The organism is Actinoplanes sp. L3-i22 (assembly GCF_019704555.1).
Lineage (GTDB): Bacteria > Actinomycetota > Actinomycetes > Mycobacteriales > Micromonosporaceae > Actinoplanes.
This window is the reverse complement of the sequence record NZ_AP024745.1, coordinates 11,349,406-11,367,494: the sequence shown is the minus strand read 5'-3', so window position 1 is coordinate 11,367,494 and position 18,089 is coordinate 11,349,406. Positions and strand designations below refer to the sequence as shown.

The following is an 18,089-nucleotide window of genomic DNA, read 5'->3' as shown; positions in this document are numbered from 1 at the left end:
GTTAGGGTCCGGACATGTCCACCGTGGCCTACGAGATCGTCGACGTGTTCACGGATCGACCCTTTGCCGGCAATCCGCTTGCGGTGGTCCTCGGGGCCGAGCATCTGGACACCGCCCAGATGCAGCTGCTGGCCCGGGAGTTCAACCTGGCCGAGACCGTTTTCGTGCTCCCGCCGACGGATCCCGCGGCGACCTACCGGGTGCGGATCTTCACCGGCTCGCAGGAGCTGCCGTTCGCCGGTCACCCCAGCGTCGGCACCGCGGTGACGCTGATGCGGCAGGGCCGTTTCGGCCCCGGACGGGTGGTGCAGGAGTGCGGCGCGGGGCTGCTGCCACTCGACGTGACCGCCGCCGGCGCGGCCACGCTGACCGGTGCTCCGCCCCGGCTCGGCGCTCCGGCCGACCCGGCCGCGCTGCTGGAGATCACCGGCCTGACGGCCGAGGACCGGGAGACCTCCGCCGTTCCGCGCGAGGCCGGCTGTGGTCTCGATTGGATCTTCTTTCCGGTACGGCGTTCCGCCCTCGCCACCATCCACCTGGACCCGTGGGCCGCCGCCCGGCACGGCGTAACCGGCCTGAGCGTCTTCTCCTGGGCCGACGGCCAGGCGCACGCCCGGGTGTTCGTCCCCGGCGACGCGGTCTGGGAGGACCCGGCCACCGGCTCGGCAGCCCTGGGTCTCGGGGTGTGGCTGGTCGCCGCGGGCTGGCTCCCGGGCGAGGGTGTCTCGACGTTCCGCGTCCACCAGGGCGTCGAGATGAAACGCCCCTCGATCCTGGACTGCACGGTGACCGCCGAGTCCGGCGCCGCCACGTCAGCCACGGTCAGCGGTCACGTCTATCCGGTGGCCAGCGGCAAGATCGCTGTCCCACCGTTCATCGGCTGATTGCCCAAGATCACCGCCAGATCAGTCCCCCACCCACCACCGGGGGGACGTCCCAGTGCCATTGTCGCGGGAATGGGCGGCGCCGCGCTGGGGGCCTGTGGACAACCCCGGACTGTGGATAACTCCGTGGAGCGTTTCGGCAGGTCAGCGACGGGTGACGCGGTGCAGGCGGAACGGCTTGCGGGTCTCGACGCGGGCCGGGGTCTCCCGGGGAGTCGCCGAGCCGGCCGCGTCGCCCAGGTCCGGGGCCGCGATCAGGGTCTCCTCGACCGGGGTGAGCCGGACCAGCGCGCAGTCCGCGGCCGCCCACCGGGCCGTCAGCTCGTCGGCACTGCCGGAGGCGTTCAGGCGTTTGGTGGCGAGCTGCGGCGCGATCTCCGCCCACTCCGGGCCGTTCGGATCGAGCCGGGCGACGGTGGCCTCGGTCGTCACGATCAGGCCGCCGTGGTCGCCGCGCAGGCGCACGGTCGCGCGGTCGGCCTCGGCCAGGCCGGGTGCGAACTGCTCGCCGGGCCCGCTGATCACCGCCAGCGACGTCTCCACCGGCAGGCACCAGAGCGCGTAGGCCGGCCCGTCGCCCACCGAGATCCAGGCGATGGCCGCCTTCTTGATCGCCTCGTCCAGCACTCCGGTCACGCCTGTGATGGTAGTCAGACCAGCACCGGAGTGTGGTCCAGCAGCGTGAGCACTTCGGTGAGGGACCGGACGGTGCGGCCGGCGAAGTTCGTGTCCGCGTCGAAGACCAGGTGGTTCGCCAGGTCGCGGGCGGCCAGCCGGACCGGGGTCATGCCGACCGCGGCAGCGCCGGTCAGCTCGTGGCTGCCCCCGTCCCCGACGTAGAGGCAGTCCTCCGGGGCCACGTCCAGCGCGTCGCAGGCGGCCCGGTAGATCCGCGGGTCCGGCTTGCAGATGCCCAGCTCGACGGAGAAGATCTGGGCGTCCAGCAGTGGCGCCACCGGGAGCCCGGGCAGGAAGGCGGGCAGCTCGTGGGTGCAGTCGCTGATCAGTGCCGTGCGCACGCCGCGGCGGCGGATCGCGGTGAGCGCGCCGACCGCGTCCGGCCGCAGCTGGGTGTCGGCGCGCAGGGCGTCGACCCGGGCCGGCATCGCCGCGCGGATGGCGCCCGGCCGGGGCGCCCCACCGGCCTGCTCGATCACCCAGCGCAGGGTGGCCTCGGCCGACCCGTACCGGCCGCAGGCCCGGGCCCGGAAGGTCCGGTCCAGCACGCCCCGGACCGCTTCCGGGTCGGCGCCGAGCGACCGGGCGATGTCCGCGTGCTGTGGACCGCGCTGAACCGAGCGGGTGAGCGTGCCGAAGAAGTCGAACACCACCGCACGGAATGCGGGCATGGGAATCGGCCTCCAAGGCATCGAGGGGTAGAAATCGGCATAGGGCCGTCGGTGACTGTAGCGATTCCGTCACTGTCCGCCAACCGACAGTGGCAAACACCCCAGCTGCTGTGTGCAAGAAATGACGGTCGGTGATGAATGTGCGCTCATCAGGGCATCGGATGGCGCCGCTGACGGTGTTCGCGCTGGTGGTGGCGGTGCTCGCGGTCTCCTCGTCGGCGCCGCTGATCGCGTTCGCGTCGGCCCCGGCGCTGGCGATCGCGTTCTGGCGCAACGGGCTCGCGTCGGTGGCGCTGACGCCTGTCGCACTCGGCCCGCGCCGCGGCGAGGTGCGCGACGCGATCCGCGGCTCCCGGCGCCGGGCCGGGATGTTCTGCCTGCTCGCGGGCCTGGCGCTGGCCGCGCACTTCGGGACGTGGATGCCGAGCGTGCAGCTGGGCACGGTGGCGACCTCGACGGCGCTGGTCGCGACCCAGCCGGTGTGGCAGGGACTGATCGCGGCCTGGCAGGGACGGCGGCCGTCCGCGGCCGGGTGGACCGGCATCGCCCTGGCGGTGGCCGGCGCGGCCTGGGCGACCGGCGCCGACGTCGGCGTCTCCGGGCAGGCGGTGCTCGCCGACGTGCTGGCCGTGCTCGGGGCGATCTTCGCCGCGATCTACACGGCGCTCGGCGAACAGGCCCGGGCGGCACTGAGCACGACGACGTACACCTGGATCTGTTATGGGGTCTGTGCGGTGGTCCTGGCTGCGGTCTGCGTGACCGGTGGCATTCCCTTGCATGGGTACGACGGCCGGACCTGGGCGGCAATCCTGGCGCTGGTGGCGGGTGCGCAACTGCTCGGGCACTCGATGTTCAACTACGCCCTGGAGCACACCTCGGCGACCACGGTCAGTGTGCTGATCCTGCTCGAGGTGCCGGGGGCGGCGCTGCTGGCCTGGCTCTGGCTGGGCCAGACGCCACGGGCCGGTGCGCTGCCCGGGCTGGGTCTGCTGCTGGCCGGGGTGGCGGTGACGATCCTCGGGGCGGCGCGGGCGAATCGCCGGGCGGGGGCTCCGGCGCTCGCCGACTAGGACCGGGGCGGCGTTCTTCGACCGGGGCGGCGTTCTTCGTGGGGGCGGTGCTGAATGCCGTACCTCCAATGGGTTTTGGTTGGGCCGAAACGGCGCGTGAGCGGCGGCCGGACCTGGAGCGTCAACCTCATTGCCTGATTTGCGGCTTTTAGTGGTCTTCCGGCCGTGACCGGGCGGCCCCGGCCGGTCGTTGCACCCATCGGTCGGCCTTGTGCGCCGCTGGGGTGGCGGGACGGGGGTGGGCACGGTAATGAGGAGGGATGCGATGCATCGGGTACGGCTCGGCCGGCTGCTCCTCGCCGGAGCGCTCATGATCGGCGGCTGCGGCGAGTTCGAGACCGCCGGCCAGCCGGAATCGTCCGCCGTGACAGCCGGTTGGCGGACAGTCGGGTGCGAGTTCGCCCGCGCCCCGGAATTCGTCGAGCGGAGCGGCTTCCGGATGCCGGTCACCCCGCCGTCGCTGAGCGCCGCCATGGAACGGATCGAGCAGGCCGGCCGCCTGCGGTTCGCGGCGACGTTCGCCGGGCTCGAGGTCGACCAGCAGCGGGTCCGCGCGATCGTCTACCGGGTGCCGGCGAAGTCCACCGAGTTCGACGACTTCATCCGGGAGACCGCCGACGACAACTGCATCGTGGTCCGGAACGCCGCGCACGGCGTCGCGGAACTCGGCCTCTGGCACGACCGGGTGGTCGCCGATCTCGCCTACTGGACGGTTCGGGGTGTGCGGATCGTCACGGTCGGCAGCCGCCACGACGGCGCGGGCCTGGAGATCGGCACCCGCGACGTGGCGAAGGCCCGCCACGAGATGCCGGCCCACTACGGCGCCGGCGCGCCGCTGATCTTCGTCGAACAGGGCCCGGCCACGCCGTTCACCGACGCCTGGGTGGTACTCCCGGAACACGACGACTGAATTTCCGGCGTGTCGGAAATTCGGGTCCGGGATACTGAGGTCGCAGGTCGGGCCTTCTACGGGACCGGGACGCCGGGTGCGCCACGGGGCCGCGGATGTTTGCCCCTGTTGACGGGAGCAGGCAGGATCGCCGCATGGTCTTCGACGCCCGCTCCACCGGCGGCAGCCCCTCGCGGCGTGACGCCACCCGTCCGGCAGACGGCCGGCCACCCCGGTCCGGCGTGCCCGGCACCGATCCCGACCGCCCGGTCGAGATCACGCCCGAGGTGGTCGAGGCGGAGTTCGAGGAAGCCAGTGCGGAGGCCGCGGTGACGATGCGTTTGGACGGCAAGGTCGCGCTGGTGACCGGCGCCGGCAGCCCGGACGGGATCGGGTACGCGACCGCCCGCCGGCTGCGTGACCTGGGCGCCCGGGTGGCGATCGTGTCCACCACCCGGCGCATCCACGAGCGCGCCTCCGAGCTCGGGGTGATCGGCTTCGTCGCCGACCTGACCGACGAGTCCGAGGTGGGCGCGCTCGCCGACGCCATCACCGACCAGCTCGGCGACGTCGAGGTCCTGGTCAACAACGCCGGCCTGGCGAGCCGGGCCAGCCCCGAGGTGCTCCGCCCGGTCGCCCAGCTCACCCTCGACGAGTGGAAAGCCGAGATCGACCGGAACCTGAGCACCGCGTTCCTGTGCAGCCGCGCGTTCGTCGGCGGGATGTCGGAGCGCGGCTGGGGCCGGATCGTGAACCTGTCCGCCACCGCCGGGCCGGTCAACGCGCTGCCGACCGAGGCGGCCTATGCGGCGGCGAAGGCCGGGGTGGTGGGTCTCACCCGGGCGCTGGCGATGGAGCTCGTCGCCGACGGGGTCAACGTGAATTGTGTGGCCCCCGGGACGATCTACACGGCCGCGTCGACGGTGACAGAGATCAAACAAGGCTTGGGTACGCCGATAGGGCGCCCGGGCACTCCGGACGAGGTCGCGGCGGCGGTGGCTTTCCTGTGCTCGCCGGCCGCTTCGTACATCACCGGCCAGATGCTGGTCGTCGATGGCGGCAACAGCGTCCGCGAGGCCCAGTTCCGCTGACCTCCGCACGCCACGGCCACGCCACGCCACGCCACGGCCACGCCACGCCACGCCACGGCCACGCCACGCCACGGCCACGCCACGCCACGCCACGGCCACGCCACGCCACGGCCACGCCACGCCACGCCACGCCACGGTGAGCTGACCTACGCGCGTCACGTCACGCCGCGCTGAGCTGACCTGCGCGTCACGCCCCGCCGCGCTGATCAGCTGGTCCGTCGCCGAGCCGGGTCCGTTGGCGTTGGCCAGTCGGTCCGTTTGCCAGCCGGTCCCATACGGCTCTCAGGGTCAGCTGCCCCTGGTCAGCTGGCGCTTGCGGTCGGCCGTGACCAGTTTCCCGGCCCTCACCGTCAGCTGACTACGGTCGGCTGGCGGTCACGGCCGGTCGGGCTGCTGTGCTGACCGTGGTCGGCTGGCGGTGGGGGTTGGCTGGGCTGCTGTTTTGAGCCGTCAGCGCCAGCCGGGTGCGGGCCGGGTCGGCGGGCTCAGGGATGTTTGGTGAGGCTGTTGACGGCTCGTTCGACGGCCAGGCAGCGGTCCTCGACATAGTCGATGCCGGCCTCCGCGGCGATCCGGCGCGCCTCCGCGGAGACGATGCCGCTCTGCAGCCACACCGCGGGCGCCCCGATCGCCACGGCCTGCCGGACCACGTCGACCGCATCCCGGGCCGGCCGGAAGATGTTGACCAGGTCGACCGGCTCGTCCAGATCGGCCAGCGTAGGCACGGTCTTCACCCCGAAGACCTCGTCGACGAACGGATTCACCGGAATGATCCGCCACCCGTGCCGCAGGATCTGCAGCGGCACCGAGTGCGCCGCCTTGAACGGATCCCGCGAAGCGCCGACCACCGCGATCACATTCGCATCCGCCAAGATCTGCCGAGCACTCCGCATGCCTCGACTCTAGCCACGCCCCACTGCGATCCGCCCGTGCCTGATCCCTCCCTCACACCCGGCCCCGAAGGGCCGCGGCCGACACGACAGCGAGCGGGATCCCGCCGCCGAGCCCACCGGGGCCAGCCCGGGGCCAGCCCGGTTCCGCCGGGCCAGCCCGGGCCAGCCGAGCCCGCCGGGGCCAGCCGAGCCCGCCGTGGCCGGCCGGCTGCCGCGAATCCGGCCGGGGCCTCGCGCGGCGCTGCGGCGTGCGGCACCGCCGCCGGGTGGCGCAGCCGCGGCGTCAGGCCCTGTCCGCTCGGGCCGGCCTTGCTGCGCCTGTCTGGTCGGATCGGCCGCGGTCCCGCGTTGGTTGGTGCGATGCCGTGACGCGGGTGGGGTGGGGCCGAGACGACGGTGACGTGGGGCAGGGGTGATGTGGGGCAGGGGTGACGTGGGGGCGAGGGTGACGTGGGGCGGGGCGGCTGGGCTAGAGGAGGGTGAGCTGGCTGGACTGGGGGATGGGCGACTCCGGGGTGGGGACCGTGCGGATCTGGGCCGGGGTGGGGCGGTGGAGGCCGTGGCGGCGGGCGGCCATGCGGACGCGGGCGGACAGCTCGTCCTGGTAGGTGCGCGGGGAGTAGGCGCCGTCGGCGAACAGCTCCCGGTAGCGGGGGACGAGGTGGGGATGTTCCTGGGCGAGCCACGCCGCATACCACTCCTTCGCGCCGGGGCGCAGGTGCAGCGGGATCGGGGTGACGCTGGTGGCGCCGGCCGCGGCGATGGCGGCGACGGTCTCGTCGAGGGACTCCTCGGTGTCGGTGAGGCCGGGAAGGATCGGGGCCAGCAGGACGCCGATCGAGAAGCCGGCGTCGGTCAGGCGGCGGACGGCGTCGAGGCGGCGGCGTGGGCTGGGCGTGCCGGGCTCGGCCGAGCGCCAGACCTGCTCGTCGACGAAGCCGACCGAGAAGGCCAGGCTGACGTCGGTCACCGCGGCGGCCTGGGTGAGCAGCTCCAGGTCGCGCAGTATCAGTGTGCCCTTGGTGAGGATCGAGAACGGGTTGGCGTGGTCGCGCAGCGCGGCCAGGATCTCCGGCATCAGCCGGTAGCGCCCCTCGGCGCGCTGGTAGACGTCGACGTTGGTGCCCATCGCGATCGGGGCGCCGGACCAGCGGGCGGCGGCGAGCTCACGGCGGATCAGGTCGCCGGCGTTCACCTTCACCACGATGCGGCTGTCGAAGTCGTGGCCCGGGTCGAGGTCGAGGTATTTGTGCGTGCCCCGGGCGAAGCAGTTGTGGCTGACCACGCCGTCGGCGATGAAGTCGCCGGTGCCGGTGGAGATGTCGAACAGCGGCAGGGTGAGCCCGAGATCCTCGATGTCGGCCACGGCGAGCCGGCGGTCGGCGCGGACCCCGACGCCGGACGCGTCCAGTGGGGCGTCCAGCACGCCGGTGAGGTGGCGGAAGCGCAGCGCGGACCAGAGGTCACGGCCGGTCTCGACGCGGCCGGGGCGCCCGGCCCGGCAGGGCACCGGGGTACGGCTGGTCAGGCCGAGGTGGGTGAGCGCCTCGGTGATCCAGCGCAGGTAGATGCGGTCGGTGCTCTCGAACGCGACGGCGAGCCGCTCGGACCGGCCGACCGCGCCGAACGCGCCGGCCAGGAAGCCCTTGTACCACTCCCCGGAGGGCGCCTCGGGCCAGCGCAGGGCGTCCGGAAGGGAGACGTCGTCGAGATAGCTGTCGGCGCGGATCCAGGCGTCCCCCTCGCGGGCGGCTCGGCTGGCGGCATCCCCCCGGAGCAGACCGCAGAGGAAGCCGGACTGGTAGTCGGGCGACTCCTTGGGCGACTCGGCGAAGTGGCCCACCCCGAACATCAGGTCGCCGATCGCGAGGGTCGGCTGGTGCGGCTCGGACGGGCTCACGTAGCGCCAGCCGCGGTCGGTGAGGAACCGGTGGTCGCCGCTGGAGACCAGGCGGGTGCCGTCGGAGAGGGTGACCCGGAACGAGGGCTTGCTGGTGGCCCAGTGGTCGAGCACGGTGGTCGGCACATAGCGCCGGTGCGGGCCGGCGCCCATGGTGCCCATCACCGAATCACCCGGGCGGATCTCGGCGAGCCGCCGGGTCGAGCCGCCGGCGAGCAGGATCGGGGTGTCGCCGGAGAGGCAGTAGGTGCAGGCGTGGGAGCAGCCACGATAGGGATTGACGGTCCACTCGAACGGCACGCGGGAGGCGCCGGGGACCCGGTTGATCAGCGACTTCGCGCGGATCTCGTAGAACGTCATGCCGGCGAACCCGGGGGTGTCGAAGGTGCGGACGGTCGCACCGGGCAGCGCCAGCGGCAGGGGTGGAGCCGCCGACGCTGCCCTGTCCGGGAGCGAGCCGTCGTCGGCGTGCGCCGACAGGTTGGACCATCGCATGGCGGACATTCGAACACACGTTCGAGATCATGTCCACCGCTTCCGGAGACTGTGGACACGTACGGCGTACCGCTGTGGAAAACAGAAAGGCCCGCGGACCGTAAGCGGTCCGCGGGCCTGATGTTTCAGCTGGTCAGTTTGTTGCGGCGCTCGCCGCGGCCGGCTCCTCGGTGCTGCGTGCCTGCGGCTCGTGGCCCTTCTTGTGGGCCGCCACCTGCTCGCGCACCTCGTCCATGTCGAGCTGCTCGACCTTCTCGATCAGGCTCTCCAGCGCGGACTCGGGAAGCGCGCCCGGCTGGGCGAACACCACGATGCCGTCGCGGACCGCCATGATGGTCGGGATCGACCGGATGTCGAACTTGGCGGCCAGGGCCTGCTCGGCCTCGGTGTCCACCTTGCCGAAGGTGATCGAGGTGTGCTTCTCCGAGGAGCGCTCGTAAGTCGGCGCGAAGCGCACACAGGGGCCACACCAGCTGGCCCAGAAGTCGACCAGGACAATGCCGTCCGTGCTGGTGACCTCGTCGAAGTTCGCTGTGGTCAGCGTAACCGTCGCCATTGCTGCCTCCGTCTGCGGGAATCGCTTTCGTCGGGTGAAACTCCGGGTACCCGTTCACCATTCCCGCTGCGGACGCCGCGACACGTGTCCTACGGCACCTTCGGCGGGCGGGCTCGGCGACCTTGGAGCCACCATAGTAACTGATAGTAGGCGTACGGTGTCAGGTTGCCGACACTGGCCAGGTGTGCGATCTATCCATGATCACGTCATCTGGGGTATTTGCCCTGGCTGTGTGTCGCCTGTGGGAACGCGCCCACGCGACATAAGGAACTGTTAATAAACCTAAATGTGAGCTGCGTCACATCCGAAACTCCTTCACATGGATACGGACGGTGAGGCAAACTCTTTCCCAACAGAGCGTGGGCGGCGGGTGCCGGGGAGGGCCCCGCCGCTCATTGCGTCTCCCCCCGGTTTGCCCGGGCGAGTGATTCCCGGCCGCGTGAGAGCTTCCGCGCCGGATGGGTAGCCTAACGCCCCATGACCGCAGGCGAGGACGAATCCACCGAGGTCGGCGTGGGCCCCTGGGTGGGCGAATGGCCCGTCGGTGAGCACTACGACCCCGAGTTACTGACGGCCGGCGACCGGCGCAACGTGGTGGACCGCTACCGGTACTGGAGTCGCGAGGCGGTGATCGCCGATCTGGACACCCACCGCCACGACTTCCACGTCGCGATCGAGAACTGGCAGCACGACCTGAACATCGGCACGGTGGTCCGCAACGCCAACGCGTTCCTCGCCGCCGAGGTGCACATCGTCGGCCTGCGCAAGTGGAACCGGCGGGGCGCCATGGTCACCGATCGTTACCAGCACGTGCGGCATCACCCGACGATCGACGACTTCGTGACCTGGGCGGCCGGCGCGGGTATTCCGGTGATCGGCATCGACAACCTGCCCGGCTCGCGGCCGATGGAGAGCGTCACGCTGCCCCGGCGGTGCGTGCTGCTGTTCGGGCAGGAGGGGCCGGGGCTCTCCGACACGGCGCGGAAGGCGTGCTCGCAGCTGTTCTCGATCGCTCAGTACGGCTCCACCCGATCGATCAACGCGGGCGTCGCCAGCGGGATCGCGATGCACGCCTGGATCCGCGAGCACGCCGGCCCACCACCCGTCTGAGCTTCGGGGTCTTCTGCCGATCCGCTTGACGGCGGCCCGCCGGACCCGCACGGTATGGAGTGTGGGTGTCACCGTGAGTTGCCCCAGATGCGCTGCTCAGGTCCGGAAGCCGGATCTGATGCACAGCAACTGGCGTTGCGACAACTGTGGCGACGTTCCGCCGTTCCACGTTGCCGAGCACATCAGCGCGGAGATCGTCGGGACGGTGCTGCGGGAATCGGCCTCGGGCGCGGAGCGGATGCCGCTCTGGGGGCCCTGGCCGCTGCCGCCCGGCTGGACCGTCACCGGGGTGGGCTGGGCCGGCGACGACCGGTCCGGGGTGCGGGCCACCGCGCTCGCCTGCAGTGGACCGGAGCCGCTCGGCGGCGGGCCGGCCGACCTCGTCTTCATCGCCGAGCAGCCGGGCGTCGGACTGGGCAACCGCTTCGCCGGAATCCCCGGTATCGACCCTGGTCACCTGTTGTCCGAGACGATCGCGGACTGCCGGGCGAGCGCCGGGCCGCACGCGAAGATCAAAGTGGGCGGCCATCCCACTCCACTTTGGTGTGTCAAGTCCCCGGAGGACCGCAGCGCGTACGTGAGTGAGGCAAAAGGAATCTGGCTCTATGCGGTAGCGTGGCCCGCAAGCGCGGGCTATCTCCTCGCGGAGCATGTCGTCCTGGACGACCTCTCCGAAGGCGTGCCGCCCGAGCTCGTGTTCGGAGCTCCCTCGCCGTATCTGCACGGTCGTGTCTGACCGGCAATGGGCTTTCCGGGCACTTTGTTCACACGAAGCTACTGAGCTGATACCGTCAGTACTGCCGCGGCGCTGATTGTCACCCGCACCAGAGGAGAAGGCCCGCCATGATCAAGAAGGTGCTCACCTGGCTTGGTATTGCGTTCTTGATCTTCTTTATCGCCTTCAACCCGAGAGCGGCGGCGGCCGTCTTCGAGTCACTCGGAGGCACGATCGCTGATATCGCACGAGGCTTCGGCACCTTCTTCACCGACCTCGTCGCATAGCATCTGTATATGGATCCTGGTGAGCCGCGCGACCCGCGAGGCGAGGGCGCCCAGCGCCCTCGGGACGACGATGAGGCCTTCGGATATCGGGACCCCGCGTTCGAGGACACCGATCCTGGTCGGACGACGGCTGAGACCTATCCGGACGACGAGCGGTTCACCGCCCGTGCGCGGCGTGGCGACGAGTTCGACGACGCCGACCAGTACGAGTCCCCGGTCTTCACCGAGGAGGAGCTGGAAGGCCTCGACCGCAGCGGCGGGCCGCGGCGCTTCCTCCCCCTGGAGGATGAACCGACCACACTGGTCGCCCGCTACCTGTTCCCCACCGAGCGCTATCGCGGTGAGTGGAAGCGGCACTGGATCCACCTGTCCCTCCCGCTGAGTGTCGGCGCGGGCGCGACCCTCCTGCTGGGTTACCTGGCCGGCTTCCTGACCCGGCAGAACGTCGACGGCATGGTCACCGTCGCGGTGCTGATCTGGCTCGGCGTGATCAGCTGGGTCGCCTGGAAGGTCTTCGACTGGTACTTCGACCGTTTCATCCTCACCAACAAACGGGTGATGGTGGTCAACGGCATCGTCACCCGCAAGGTGGCGATGATGCCCCTGCTCCGGGTCACCGACATGAAGTATGAGCAGTCCGCCCTCGGCCGGATGCTCAGCTACGGCACGTTCGTGCTCGAGTCGGCCGGTCAGGACCAGGCGCTCCGCGAGGTCAAGCACCTGCCCAACCCGAACGAGCTCTACCTGCGCGTGGTCGAGGAGATGTACGAGCCGCAGGCCGTCGAGGCCCGGCTCGGCAAGGACGACGAGGGAGACGACGCCTGAGTCGCCGGATCGATCTGCACTGCCACTCCACCGCCAGCGACGGGACTCTGCGCCCGGCCGAGCTGGTCCGGGCAGGTGCGGCTGCCGGGTTGGACGTCATGGCGATCACCGACCATGACACCACCGGCGGCTGGGCCGAGGCGGCCGCGGCGCGCCCCGCAGAACTGCGGCTGGTGCGTGGCGCGGAGCTGTCCTGCCGGTGGCACGGGGTGCAGCCCGGGATCTCGCTGCATCTGCTGGCCTATCTGTTCGATCCGGACGATCCGGCGCTGGCCGCGGCGATGCTGCTGCTGCGCGCCGACCGGGAGCAGCGGGGCGAGCGGATCGTGGACCTGCTGCGGGCCGACGGGGTGCCGATCACCTGGGACGAGGTGTTCGGGTATGCCGCGGGCGGTTCGGTCGGACGGCCGCACATCGCCCAGGCGCTGATCCGGGCGGGACTCGTGAGCAGTACCGACGAGGCGTTCGCGTCGGACTGGCTGGGCGCGCGGTACTTCGTACCCAAATCGGATCTTGATGTTTTTGAAGCTGTCGCCGCGGTGCGTGCGGCTGGCGGGGTGGCGGTTTTCGCACATCCCCGGGCGACGAAGCGCGGTCGCGTGGTGCCGGATGAGCTGATCGTCGAGCTGGCCGATGCGGGCCTGTTCGGCCTGGAGGCCGACCACGAGGACCACTCGCCCGCGGAACGGGCGGAAATCCGGTCGCTGGGCGAGAGGTTGGGCCTGGCGGTTACTGGTTCGTCCGATTTTCACGGTACGCACAAGACAGTGCGCCTGGGTGCCAACCGAACCGCCCCGGAGATGTACGACAAGATCGTCGCCGCCGCCACCGGAGTGCCCGTCCTCGGGTGACGATCGCCGCACCAGCCTGCGCGGGCGAGCCCCGGCACCTACCTTGATCGGGTGAATCTCAAGCTGTTCGGCGAGTTCTTCGTGACTCTGCTGGTGATCGTCGACCCGCCCGGCATGGTCCCGGTCTTCCTCGCCCTCACCGGCGCCATGCCCGCGAAGGCCCGCAACCGGGCCGGCACCCAGGCGGTGCTGCTCGCCCTCGGCGTGATCATCGGGTTCGCGGTCGCCGGCCAGACCCTGCTGGACTACCTGCACGTGCAGCTGCCGGCCCTGCAGGCGGCCGGTGGTCTGCTGCTCGTGCTGGTCGCGCTGCAGTTGCTCACCGGAAAGACCGACGAGCCCGAGGAAGCGGCCGGCACCAGCAACGTCGCGCTCGTCCCGCTCGGCACGCCGCTGCTGGCCGGCCCGGGCGCGATCGTCGCCACCATGCTGTTCGTGCAGCGGGCCAAGAGCATGGACGAGTACCTCATCCTGGGCGCCGCGATCCTGGCCGTGATGGCCACCGTCTGGCTGGTGCTGCGCTTCTCCGGGCTGATCGTGCGACTGCTGCGCCCGGCCGGCATCGAGGTGCTCACCCGGATCGCCGGTCTGCTGCTGGCGGCCATCGCGGTGCAGCTCATCGCGGACGCGATCTTCGCCTTCGTGCAGTTGTACGCCCCACGGTTCTGACTTTCTTTTTTGTCGGAGGGGGCTGGCAGGATTGTCGCGTGCCTCCCACCAGGAACCGTGCCGCCGCCGTCCCCGAGCAACTCGGCTTCGCCGGGATGCCCGAGAAACTGTTCGTCTGCACCCCGAGCAAGCTCGGGGCCTACCTCGACTGCCCCCGGCGGTATCGATATTCGTATGTCGACCGGCCCTCCCCGCCCAAGGGCCCGCCCTGGGCGCACAACTCCCTGGGCGCGAGCGTGCACACCGCCCTGAAGAACTGGTATGCCCTGCCGCCCGAGCGGCGCTCCGCGGAGGCGCTGCCCACGCTGCTGAAGAGCACCTGGGTGCGGGAGGGCTACCGGGACGTCGAGCTGGAGCGCGCGGCGTACCGGAAGGCGCTCGACTGGCTGGTGACCTACGTCGCGACCCTCGACCCGGAGGAGGAGCCGCTCGGCGTCGAGCGGGTGGTCGCCGCCAAGACCTCGGTCCTCGCGCTGAACGGGCGGGCCGACCGGATCGACGCGCGGGTCGGCCCCCAGGGGCCGGAAGCGGTGATCGTCGACTACAAGACCGGCCGCAGTGGGCTGGACGCCGACGACGCGCGCGGCTCCCAGGCGCTGGCGCTGTACGCGTATGCGGCCCAGCGGGTGTTCCGCCGGCCGTGCTATCGGGTCGAGCTGCACCACCTGCCGACCGGGACGACGGCGGTGCACGAGCACACCGACGAGTCGCTGGCCCGGCAGGTGCGGCGGGCCGAGGAGACCGCGCAGGACATCATCGCCGCGGAGAAGGCGGTGGCCGCGGGGACGGATCCGGACGAGGCGTTCCCGCCGAGCCCGGGCGCGTTGTGCGCGTGGTGCGATTTCCGGAAGTCGTGCCCGGCGGCGACCGGCGTGACGGGCAAGGAGCCGTGGGCCGCCGTCGAGCACCTAGGCCAAACCGGCCCGAGCCAGGGCGGCCCGATGGGCCGGGGAGATGCGGTAACCGGGCGGTAGCACCGCCAGGACGCCGGCCAGCAGGGCGCGCAGGCCACGGGCGGAGAGGCCGGCCGCCAGATCGGCGGTGGGCCAGCCCGGCGCGCCGTACAACTTGCGGGCCCACGGCGGCAGCAGGCCGATCGCGGTGCCGGCCAGGCCGAGGTAGGCCCAGCGCGGCGGCCCGAGCGTGAGGCCGAGCCGCAGCGCCCGGCCGCCCCGGATGTCCGGGGCCGGCGGGACGGTCACGAAGAACGCGGCCTCGGCGCCGTCCCGGGTCAGCCCCAGCTCCGGGCGCATCATCGCGTAGTAGGCCGCCACCTCGGCGGCGGTGGCCGGCACGGTCGCCGGGTCCAAGCCGACCAGCACGGCGGACCGCAACTGCTCGGTGTAATAGGCGTCGACCTCGGCCGCGGTCAGGCCCAGCCCGGCGCGCTGCGCGGTGGTCAGGAACGACTCCACCTCGGCCACGTGCACCCAGCGCAGCAGGTCGGGGTCGTCGACGCGGAACCTCTCCCCGGTCCGGGGATCGGTGCCGCTGAGCCTCGAGTGCACCCGGCGCAGCCGGGCGCCGGCCTGCTCGGCGTCGGCGGTGCTGCCGTAGACCACCGTGGCGACGTAGTCGGCCGTGCGGGCCAGGCGGCCCCACATGTCCGACCGGTAATCGGAATTCTGGGCAACCCCCGCGACGGCGCGCGGATGGAGTGCCTGCAGGTAGAGCGAACGCAGCCCGCCGAGCATCACGATCGGCTCGCGGTGCAGCTTCCAGGTGATCGAGTCCGGCCCGAAGAGCCCGGTGTCCGGGTGGTGCGGCGTGGCCCTCATCGGTGAATCATGCCGTGTCGGCGAGCCGTCTGCCCTGGCAGTCGGGGCACAGCCCCCAGAACGTCACCTCGGCCTCGTCCAGCGCGAAGCCGTGACTCTCGCTCGGCGCCAGGCAGGGCCGCTCGCCGACCGCGCAGTCGACGTCGGCGATCGCGCCGCAACCCCGGCACACGATGTGATGATGATTGTCGCCGACCCGGGCCTCGAACCGGGCGGCACTGCCGGCCGGCTCGATCCGCCGGGCCAGGCCGGCCCGGGAGAGCGCGCCGAGCACGTCGTAGACGGCCTGGGTGGAGACGGACTCGAGCCGTGAGCGGACCCGCCGGGCGATCTCGTCCACCTCGAGGTGCCCGCCGCCGGTCAGCACCTCGAGCACGGCCAGCCGCGGGCGGGTGACCCGCAGGCCGTGCGTGCGGAGCAGTTCCTCACCCGTCGACATGCGTCCATGACAGCACGGCGGGGCGGTTTCCCCAACCTTCAGAGAAGTCACAGATCCCCTGGTCCGTGACTGAACCGGAATCGGATTTCCGAGGTAGTTCCTGACGAGGGGATGTTTGCGCCGTCAGGCAACTCTAAGCTAGCGATCACCCCGGACCCAGGAGGAAAAGTGTTCGACCAGGTCAACGGCTTGCCCGTACATATTCTTGTCTTGCACCTCGCGGTGGTGTTCGTGCCGCTGCTCGCCATCGGTGCGGTGGTCTACGCGCTCGCGGCGTCGTGGCGTCCAAAGCTCGGCTGGGCGGTCGGGCTGCTCGCGATCGCCGCGCCGGTCGCCACGTTCGTCGCCAAGGAATCCGGCCAGAAGCTCTACGACAGCAAGCTCTCGACGTTCTCGCCCAAGGGCAAGCAGATCCTCGCGGACCACATGCACTTCGGCTCGATGACGTTCTGGTTCGTGCTGGGGCTCGGCATCGTCAGCCTGATCATGGTGGCGCTGACCCTTCGGGCGGGGCGGAAGCTGCCGGTGGTGGCGAACCTGGCCTTCATCGTGCTGACGCTGGTGCTGGCGGCGGGGAGTGGGTACTACGTCTTCAAGACCGGGGACTCGGGGGCGACCGCCGTCTGGGGTACCTACTGACGGGCCGGTCTCGCATGGCAGTCGCGACGCCGCCGGGTCGATGGACCCGGCGGCGTCGTCGTTTGTCGCTGGTGAAACTGCGGGCTGTCGCTCTTTGAAACCGCCGGGCTGTCGGGCTGTCGCTGCGGGAGCTGTTGGTCAGAGCAGGGAGCGGCCGCAGAGCAGGCAGATCAGGATCAGCGCGATCGCGCCGGCGACCAGGCCGACCCCATAGGTCACGGTCCGCGCCGAGCCCTCGGCCTCGTCGATCGCGTCCATGTCCTGGGGTGGCATGTGGCGTGGCGGGGGTGGCGTGGCGATCGTCGGCGGGCGCCAGTGCGGCGACGGCGGGTCCGTCCGGGGCGGGCCGGGATAGGCCGGCGCCTCGGGGGTGGCGGGCTGGTCCTGAGGCGGGCGGCCGAGCGACTCGGCGCCGGGCTCGGGCCGCTGCCAGTACGCGTCGCCGTCCGGTCCACTGGTGGGGGAGCTCACGTTCACCGACGGTACAGCCGGAGGGGGACGACGGCCGAAGCGATGTCGGCTTACCCTTCTAGGCGTGGACATCCTCGATGGCCCCGAGCGGGACAACGACGCCGAGCGCGTGGTGGATTTCGAGTCGGAGGAAGAGCCGCTGCTGCCCGACCAGACTCGTGACGACACCGAGCGTGGCTGGGGTGAGCGTGGCACCTCCAACGACGATCGCCTGCTCGAGGACCGCCCGCCGCACTGGGGCTGACATTCCGGCATCTCGCCGGCTCACCGACGGGTCGCGTTGACCCGTCGGCGGTCGTGTTTCACCCGCTCTCGCCCGCGCGCAAGTTTCCGCGCGGGCGATCACCCGCGCGGAGCAGGCTGGGCTTCGCTCCCGCGCGGGCGTCGGCATGCGGGTTTCGGCCCGGACGGCGCAGGCTCGGCTTCGGTCGTGCGCGGGTGTCAGTGCGGACGGCGCAGGCTCGGCTTCGGTCGTGCGCGGGTGTCAGTGCGGACGGCACAGGCTCGGCTTCGCTCGTGCGCTGGTTTCCGCGTGCACGGGTGTCAGCCGGGACGGATCAGGATGGCGAAGCCGTGGCCCTGCCCGGCGACCGCCTGCCCGGCCTGCTCTGGAGCGAGCGCCAGCAGCAGCCCACCGGTCATCGGATCATCGGCGCCGGTCACGTCGAGGACCAGCGCGGCGCTCGCGATCCGGGTGCTGTCGCCCTCGTTGTCGAGCCGTAGCAGGTCGACCAGGTTGCCTGGGTGGACCAGGGACAGCGCGGTCGGATCGGCCAGTCGCACCGGCACCCCGACCCGCCCCGTGGGGATCGCCGGTCTGCCGCTGACCTGCGGCGCGGCGCCCCGGTCAAGAGCGGCCGCAGCGGTGCTCCCGGCGGCGGCGGTGCTGTCGGCAGCGGCCGTCGCGGCGGTGACCGGAACCGCGCACGGCTCGACCGCCGAGCGGAACCAGACCAGGCCGGCCGCAGTGACCAGCAGGACCGCTATCGCGGCGAGCCGCAGCAGACCGCCCCGGCTCGGGCGCCATCGCACCGGATCCAGACGTTCGCCCTGATCGCGGGATCTTCCCATCGCTCCGCCTCCCTGCCCTTGGCGATGTTCAGGCGGGCGAGGCTAGGCGAAATCCGGAACGGCCGCGGCCGGCCCTGTGGACAACTTCGCGCTGTGGATAACCGAAG

The 18,089-nt window shown here is 71.4% G+C and carries 22 protein-coding genes; 13 read left to right on the top strand and 9 right to left on the bottom strand.

Annotated features, from left to right (window positions below; genetic code table 11):
* The first annotated feature begins 14 nt into the window (after positions 1–14).
* The gene (locus L3i22_RS50390; RefSeq protein WP_221324475.1) at positions 15–884 is read left to right on the top strand and encodes a PhzF family phenazine biosynthesis protein; all 870 of its coding nucleotides are present in this window, start codon (positions 15–17) and stop codon (positions 882–884) included.
* Positions 885–1,028: 144 nt separating this feature from the next.
* Here the strand turns inward: L3i22_RS50390 and L3i22_RS50385 are convergent, their stop codons facing one another.
* Together L3i22_RS50385 and L3i22_RS50380 are read right to left on the bottom strand one after the other, a co-directional pair.
* A complete protein-coding gene (locus L3i22_RS50385) occupies positions 1,029–1,529 on the bottom strand; it encodes a hypothetical protein (RefSeq protein ID WP_221330552.1) in 501 nt (166 codons plus the stop codon).
* A gap of 5 nt (positions 1,530–1,534) precedes the next feature.
* The gene (locus tag L3i22_RS50380; RefSeq protein WP_221324474.1) at positions 1,535–2,233 is read right to left on the bottom strand and encodes an HAD family hydrolase; all 699 of its coding nucleotides are present in this window, start codon (positions 2,231–2,233) and stop codon (positions 1,535–1,537) included.
* A gap of 161 nt (positions 2,234–2,394) precedes the next feature.
* On the opposite strand from L3i22_RS50380, the gene L3i22_RS50375 reads away from it, so the two are divergent.
* The 3 genes from L3i22_RS50375 (at position 2,395) to L3i22_RS50365 (ending at position 5,283) form a co-directional block, all read left to right on the top strand.
* Positions 2,395–3,303 carry a DMT family transporter gene (locus L3i22_RS50375; RefSeq protein WP_255657735.1) on the top strand — a complete coding sequence of 303 codons (909 nt, stop codon included), beginning with the start codon at positions 2,395–2,397 and terminating at the stop codon, positions 3,301–3,303.
* Between the two features lie 265 nt (positions 3,304–3,568).
* Entirely contained in the window at positions 3,569–4,213 is a 645-nt protein-coding gene (locus L3i22_RS50370; protein WP_221324472.1) for a hypothetical protein, read from the top strand.
* A gap of 134 nt (positions 4,214–4,347) precedes the next feature.
* On the top strand, positions 4,348–5,283 hold the full coding sequence (locus L3i22_RS50365) for an SDR family NAD(P)-dependent oxidoreductase (protein ID WP_221324471.1): 936 nt from the start codon (positions 4,348–4,350) through the stop codon (positions 5,281–5,283).
* A 485-nt stretch (positions 5,284–5,768) separates the two neighbouring features.
* On the opposite strand, the gene L3i22_RS50360 is transcribed toward L3i22_RS50365, so the two are convergent.
* The 3 genes from L3i22_RS50360 to trxA form a co-directional block, all read right to left on the bottom strand.
* Positions 5,769–6,176, bottom strand: a complete 408-nt coding sequence (locus L3i22_RS50360) for a CoA-binding protein (RefSeq protein WP_221324470.1) — start codon at positions 6,174–6,176, stop codon at positions 5,769–5,771.
* A 469-nt stretch (positions 6,177–6,645) separates the two neighbouring features.
* Complete coding sequence (locus L3i22_RS50355; RefSeq protein WP_221324469.1) at positions 6,646–8,571, bottom strand: intein-containing Rv2578c family radical SAM protein; 1,926 nt, start codon at positions 8,569–8,571, stop codon at positions 6,646–6,648.
* A gap of 133 nt (positions 8,572–8,704) precedes the next feature.
* Positions 8,705–9,127, bottom strand: coding sequence for a thioredoxin (trxA, locus tag L3i22_RS50350; protein WP_221324468.1), 423 nt, complete (start codon positions 9,125–9,127; stop codon positions 8,705–8,707).
* 477 nt (positions 9,128–9,604) lie between these two features.
* On the opposite strand from trxA, the gene L3i22_RS50345 reads away from it, so the two are divergent.
* From L3i22_RS50345 to L3i22_RS50315, 7 genes are all read left to right on the top strand, one after another.
* Positions 9,605–10,237, top strand: a complete 633-nt coding sequence (locus L3i22_RS50345) for an RNA methyltransferase (protein ID WP_221324467.1) — start codon at positions 9,605–9,607, stop codon at positions 10,235–10,237.
* Positions 10,238–10,298: 61 nt separating this feature from the next.
* Complete coding sequence (locus tag L3i22_RS50340; protein ID WP_370644323.1) at positions 10,299–10,973, top strand: DUF6758 family protein; 675 nt, start codon at positions 10,299–10,301, stop codon at positions 10,971–10,973.
* Between the two features lie 107 nt (positions 10,974–11,080).
* Positions 11,081–11,239 (top strand): hypothetical protein, encoded by a 159-nt coding sequence (locus L3i22_RS50335; protein ID WP_221324466.1) that lies wholly within the window; start codon positions 11,081–11,083, stop codon positions 11,237–11,239.
* Positions 11,240–11,248: 9 nt separating this feature from the next.
* The gene (locus L3i22_RS50330; RefSeq protein WP_221324465.1) at positions 11,249–12,064 is read left to right on the top strand and encodes a PH domain-containing protein; all 816 of its coding nucleotides are present in this window, start codon (positions 11,249–11,251) and stop codon (positions 12,062–12,064) included.
* A complete protein-coding gene (locus L3i22_RS50325) occupies positions 12,061–12,915 on the top strand; it encodes a PHP domain-containing protein (RefSeq protein ID WP_221330550.1) in 855 nt (284 codons plus the stop codon). The genes L3i22_RS50330 and L3i22_RS50325 overlap by 4 nt, the downstream gene beginning before the upstream one ends.
* 51 nt (positions 12,916–12,966) lie before the next feature.
* On the top strand, positions 12,967–13,584 hold the full coding sequence (locus L3i22_RS50320; protein WP_221324464.1) for a MarC family protein: 618 nt from the start codon (positions 12,967–12,969) through the stop codon (positions 13,582–13,584).
* Between the two features lie 95 nt (positions 13,585–13,679).
* A complete protein-coding gene (locus L3i22_RS50315) occupies positions 13,680–14,558 on the top strand; it encodes a PD-(D/E)XK nuclease family protein (protein WP_221330549.1) in 879 nt (292 codons plus the stop codon).
* Here the strand turns inward: L3i22_RS50315 and L3i22_RS50310 are convergent.
* Together L3i22_RS50310 and L3i22_RS50305 are read right to left on the bottom strand one after the other, a co-directional pair.
* On the bottom strand, positions 14,493–15,362 hold the full coding sequence (locus L3i22_RS50310) for an oxygenase MpaB family protein (RefSeq protein ID WP_221324463.1): 870 nt from the start codon (positions 15,360–15,362) through the stop codon (positions 14,493–14,495). The two genes, L3i22_RS50315 and L3i22_RS50310, sit on opposite strands and share 66 nt — an antisense overlap.
* Before the next feature lie 7 nt (positions 15,363–15,369).
* On the bottom strand, positions 15,370–15,801 hold the full coding sequence (locus tag L3i22_RS50305; protein WP_221324462.1) for a Fur family transcriptional regulator: 432 nt from the start codon (positions 15,799–15,801) through the stop codon (positions 15,370–15,372).
* 210 nt (positions 15,802–16,011) lie between these two features.
* Between L3i22_RS50305 and L3i22_RS50300 the strand changes: the two genes are divergently transcribed.
* Entirely contained in the window at positions 16,012–16,440 is a 429-nt protein-coding gene (locus L3i22_RS50300; RefSeq protein WP_255657734.1) for a DUF2231 domain-containing protein, read from the top strand.
* 138 nt (positions 16,441–16,578) lie between these two features.
* On the opposite strand, the gene L3i22_RS50295 is transcribed toward L3i22_RS50300, so the two are convergent.
* Positions 16,579–16,911, bottom strand: coding sequence for a translation initiation factor 2 (locus L3i22_RS50295; protein WP_255657733.1), 333 nt, complete (start codon positions 16,909–16,911; stop codon positions 16,579–16,581).
* Positions 16,912–16,975: 64 nt separating this feature from the next.
* On the opposite strand from L3i22_RS50295, the gene L3i22_RS50290 reads away from it, so the two are divergent.
* Positions 16,976–17,155 (top strand): hypothetical protein, encoded by a 180-nt coding sequence (locus L3i22_RS50290; protein ID WP_221324459.1) that lies wholly within the window; start codon positions 16,976–16,978, stop codon positions 17,153–17,155.
* Positions 17,156–17,454: 299 nt separating this feature from the next.
* On the opposite strand, the gene L3i22_RS50285 is transcribed toward L3i22_RS50290, so the two are convergent.
* Positions 17,455–17,982, bottom strand: coding sequence for a hypothetical protein (locus tag L3i22_RS50285; protein ID WP_221324458.1), 528 nt, complete (start codon positions 17,980–17,982; stop codon positions 17,455–17,457).
* Positions 17,983–18,089: the final 107 nt, after the last annotated feature.

Excerpts from the sequence above, each read along its gene's own strand:
- L3i22_RS50390 (WP_221324475.1), top strand. The coding sequence starts at position 15 with ATGTCCACCGTGGCCTACGAGATCGTCGACGTGTTCACGGATCGACCC.
- L3i22_RS50380 (WP_221324474.1), bottom strand. The coding sequence starts at position 2,233 with ATGCCCGCATTCCGTGCGGTGGTGTTCGACTTCTTCGGCACGCTCACC.
- L3i22_RS50375 (WP_255657735.1), top strand. The coding sequence starts at position 2,395 with ATGGCGCCGCTGACGGTGTTCGCGCTGGTGGTGGCGGTGCTCGCGGTC.
- L3i22_RS50370 (WP_221324472.1), top strand. The coding sequence starts at position 3,569 with ATGCATCGGGTACGGCTCGGCCGGCTGCTCCTCGCCGGAGCGCTCATG.
- L3i22_RS50365 (WP_221324471.1), top strand. The coding sequence starts at position 4,348 with ATGGTCTTCGACGCCCGCTCCACCGGCGGCAGCCCCTCGCGGCGTGAC.
- L3i22_RS50360 (WP_221324470.1), bottom strand. The coding sequence starts at position 6,176 with ATGCGGAGTGCTCGGCAGATCTTGGCGGATGCGAATGTGATCGCGGTG.
- L3i22_RS50355 (WP_221324469.1), bottom strand. The coding sequence starts at position 8,571 with ATGCGATGGTCCAACCTGTCGGCGCACGCCGACGACGGCTCGCTCCCG.
- trxA (WP_221324468.1), bottom strand. The coding sequence starts at position 9,127 with ATGGCGACGGTTACGCTGACCACAGCGAACTTCGACGAGGTCACCAGC.
- L3i22_RS50345 (WP_221324467.1), top strand. The coding sequence starts at position 9,605 with ATGACCGCAGGCGAGGACGAATCCACCGAGGTCGGCGTGGGCCCCTGG.
- L3i22_RS50335 (WP_221324466.1), top strand. The coding sequence starts at position 11,081 with ATGATCAAGAAGGTGCTCACCTGGCTTGGTATTGCGTTCTTGATCTTC.
- L3i22_RS50330 (WP_221324465.1), top strand. The coding sequence starts at position 11,249 with ATGGATCCTGGTGAGCCGCGCGACCCGCGAGGCGAGGGCGCCCAGCGC.
- L3i22_RS50315 (WP_221330549.1), top strand. The coding sequence starts at position 13,680 with ATGCCCGAGAAACTGTTCGTCTGCACCCCGAGCAAGCTCGGGGCCTAC.
- L3i22_RS50310 (WP_221324463.1), bottom strand. The coding sequence starts at position 15,362 with ATGAGGGCCACGCCGCACCACCCGGACACCGGGCTCTTCGGGCCGGAC.
- L3i22_RS50305 (WP_221324462.1), bottom strand. The coding sequence starts at position 15,801 with ATGTCGACGGGTGAGGAACTGCTCCGCACGCACGGCCTGCGGGTCACC.
- L3i22_RS50285 (WP_221324458.1), bottom strand. The coding sequence starts at position 17,982 with ATGGGAAGATCCCGCGATCAGGGCGAACGTCTGGATCCGGTGCGATGG.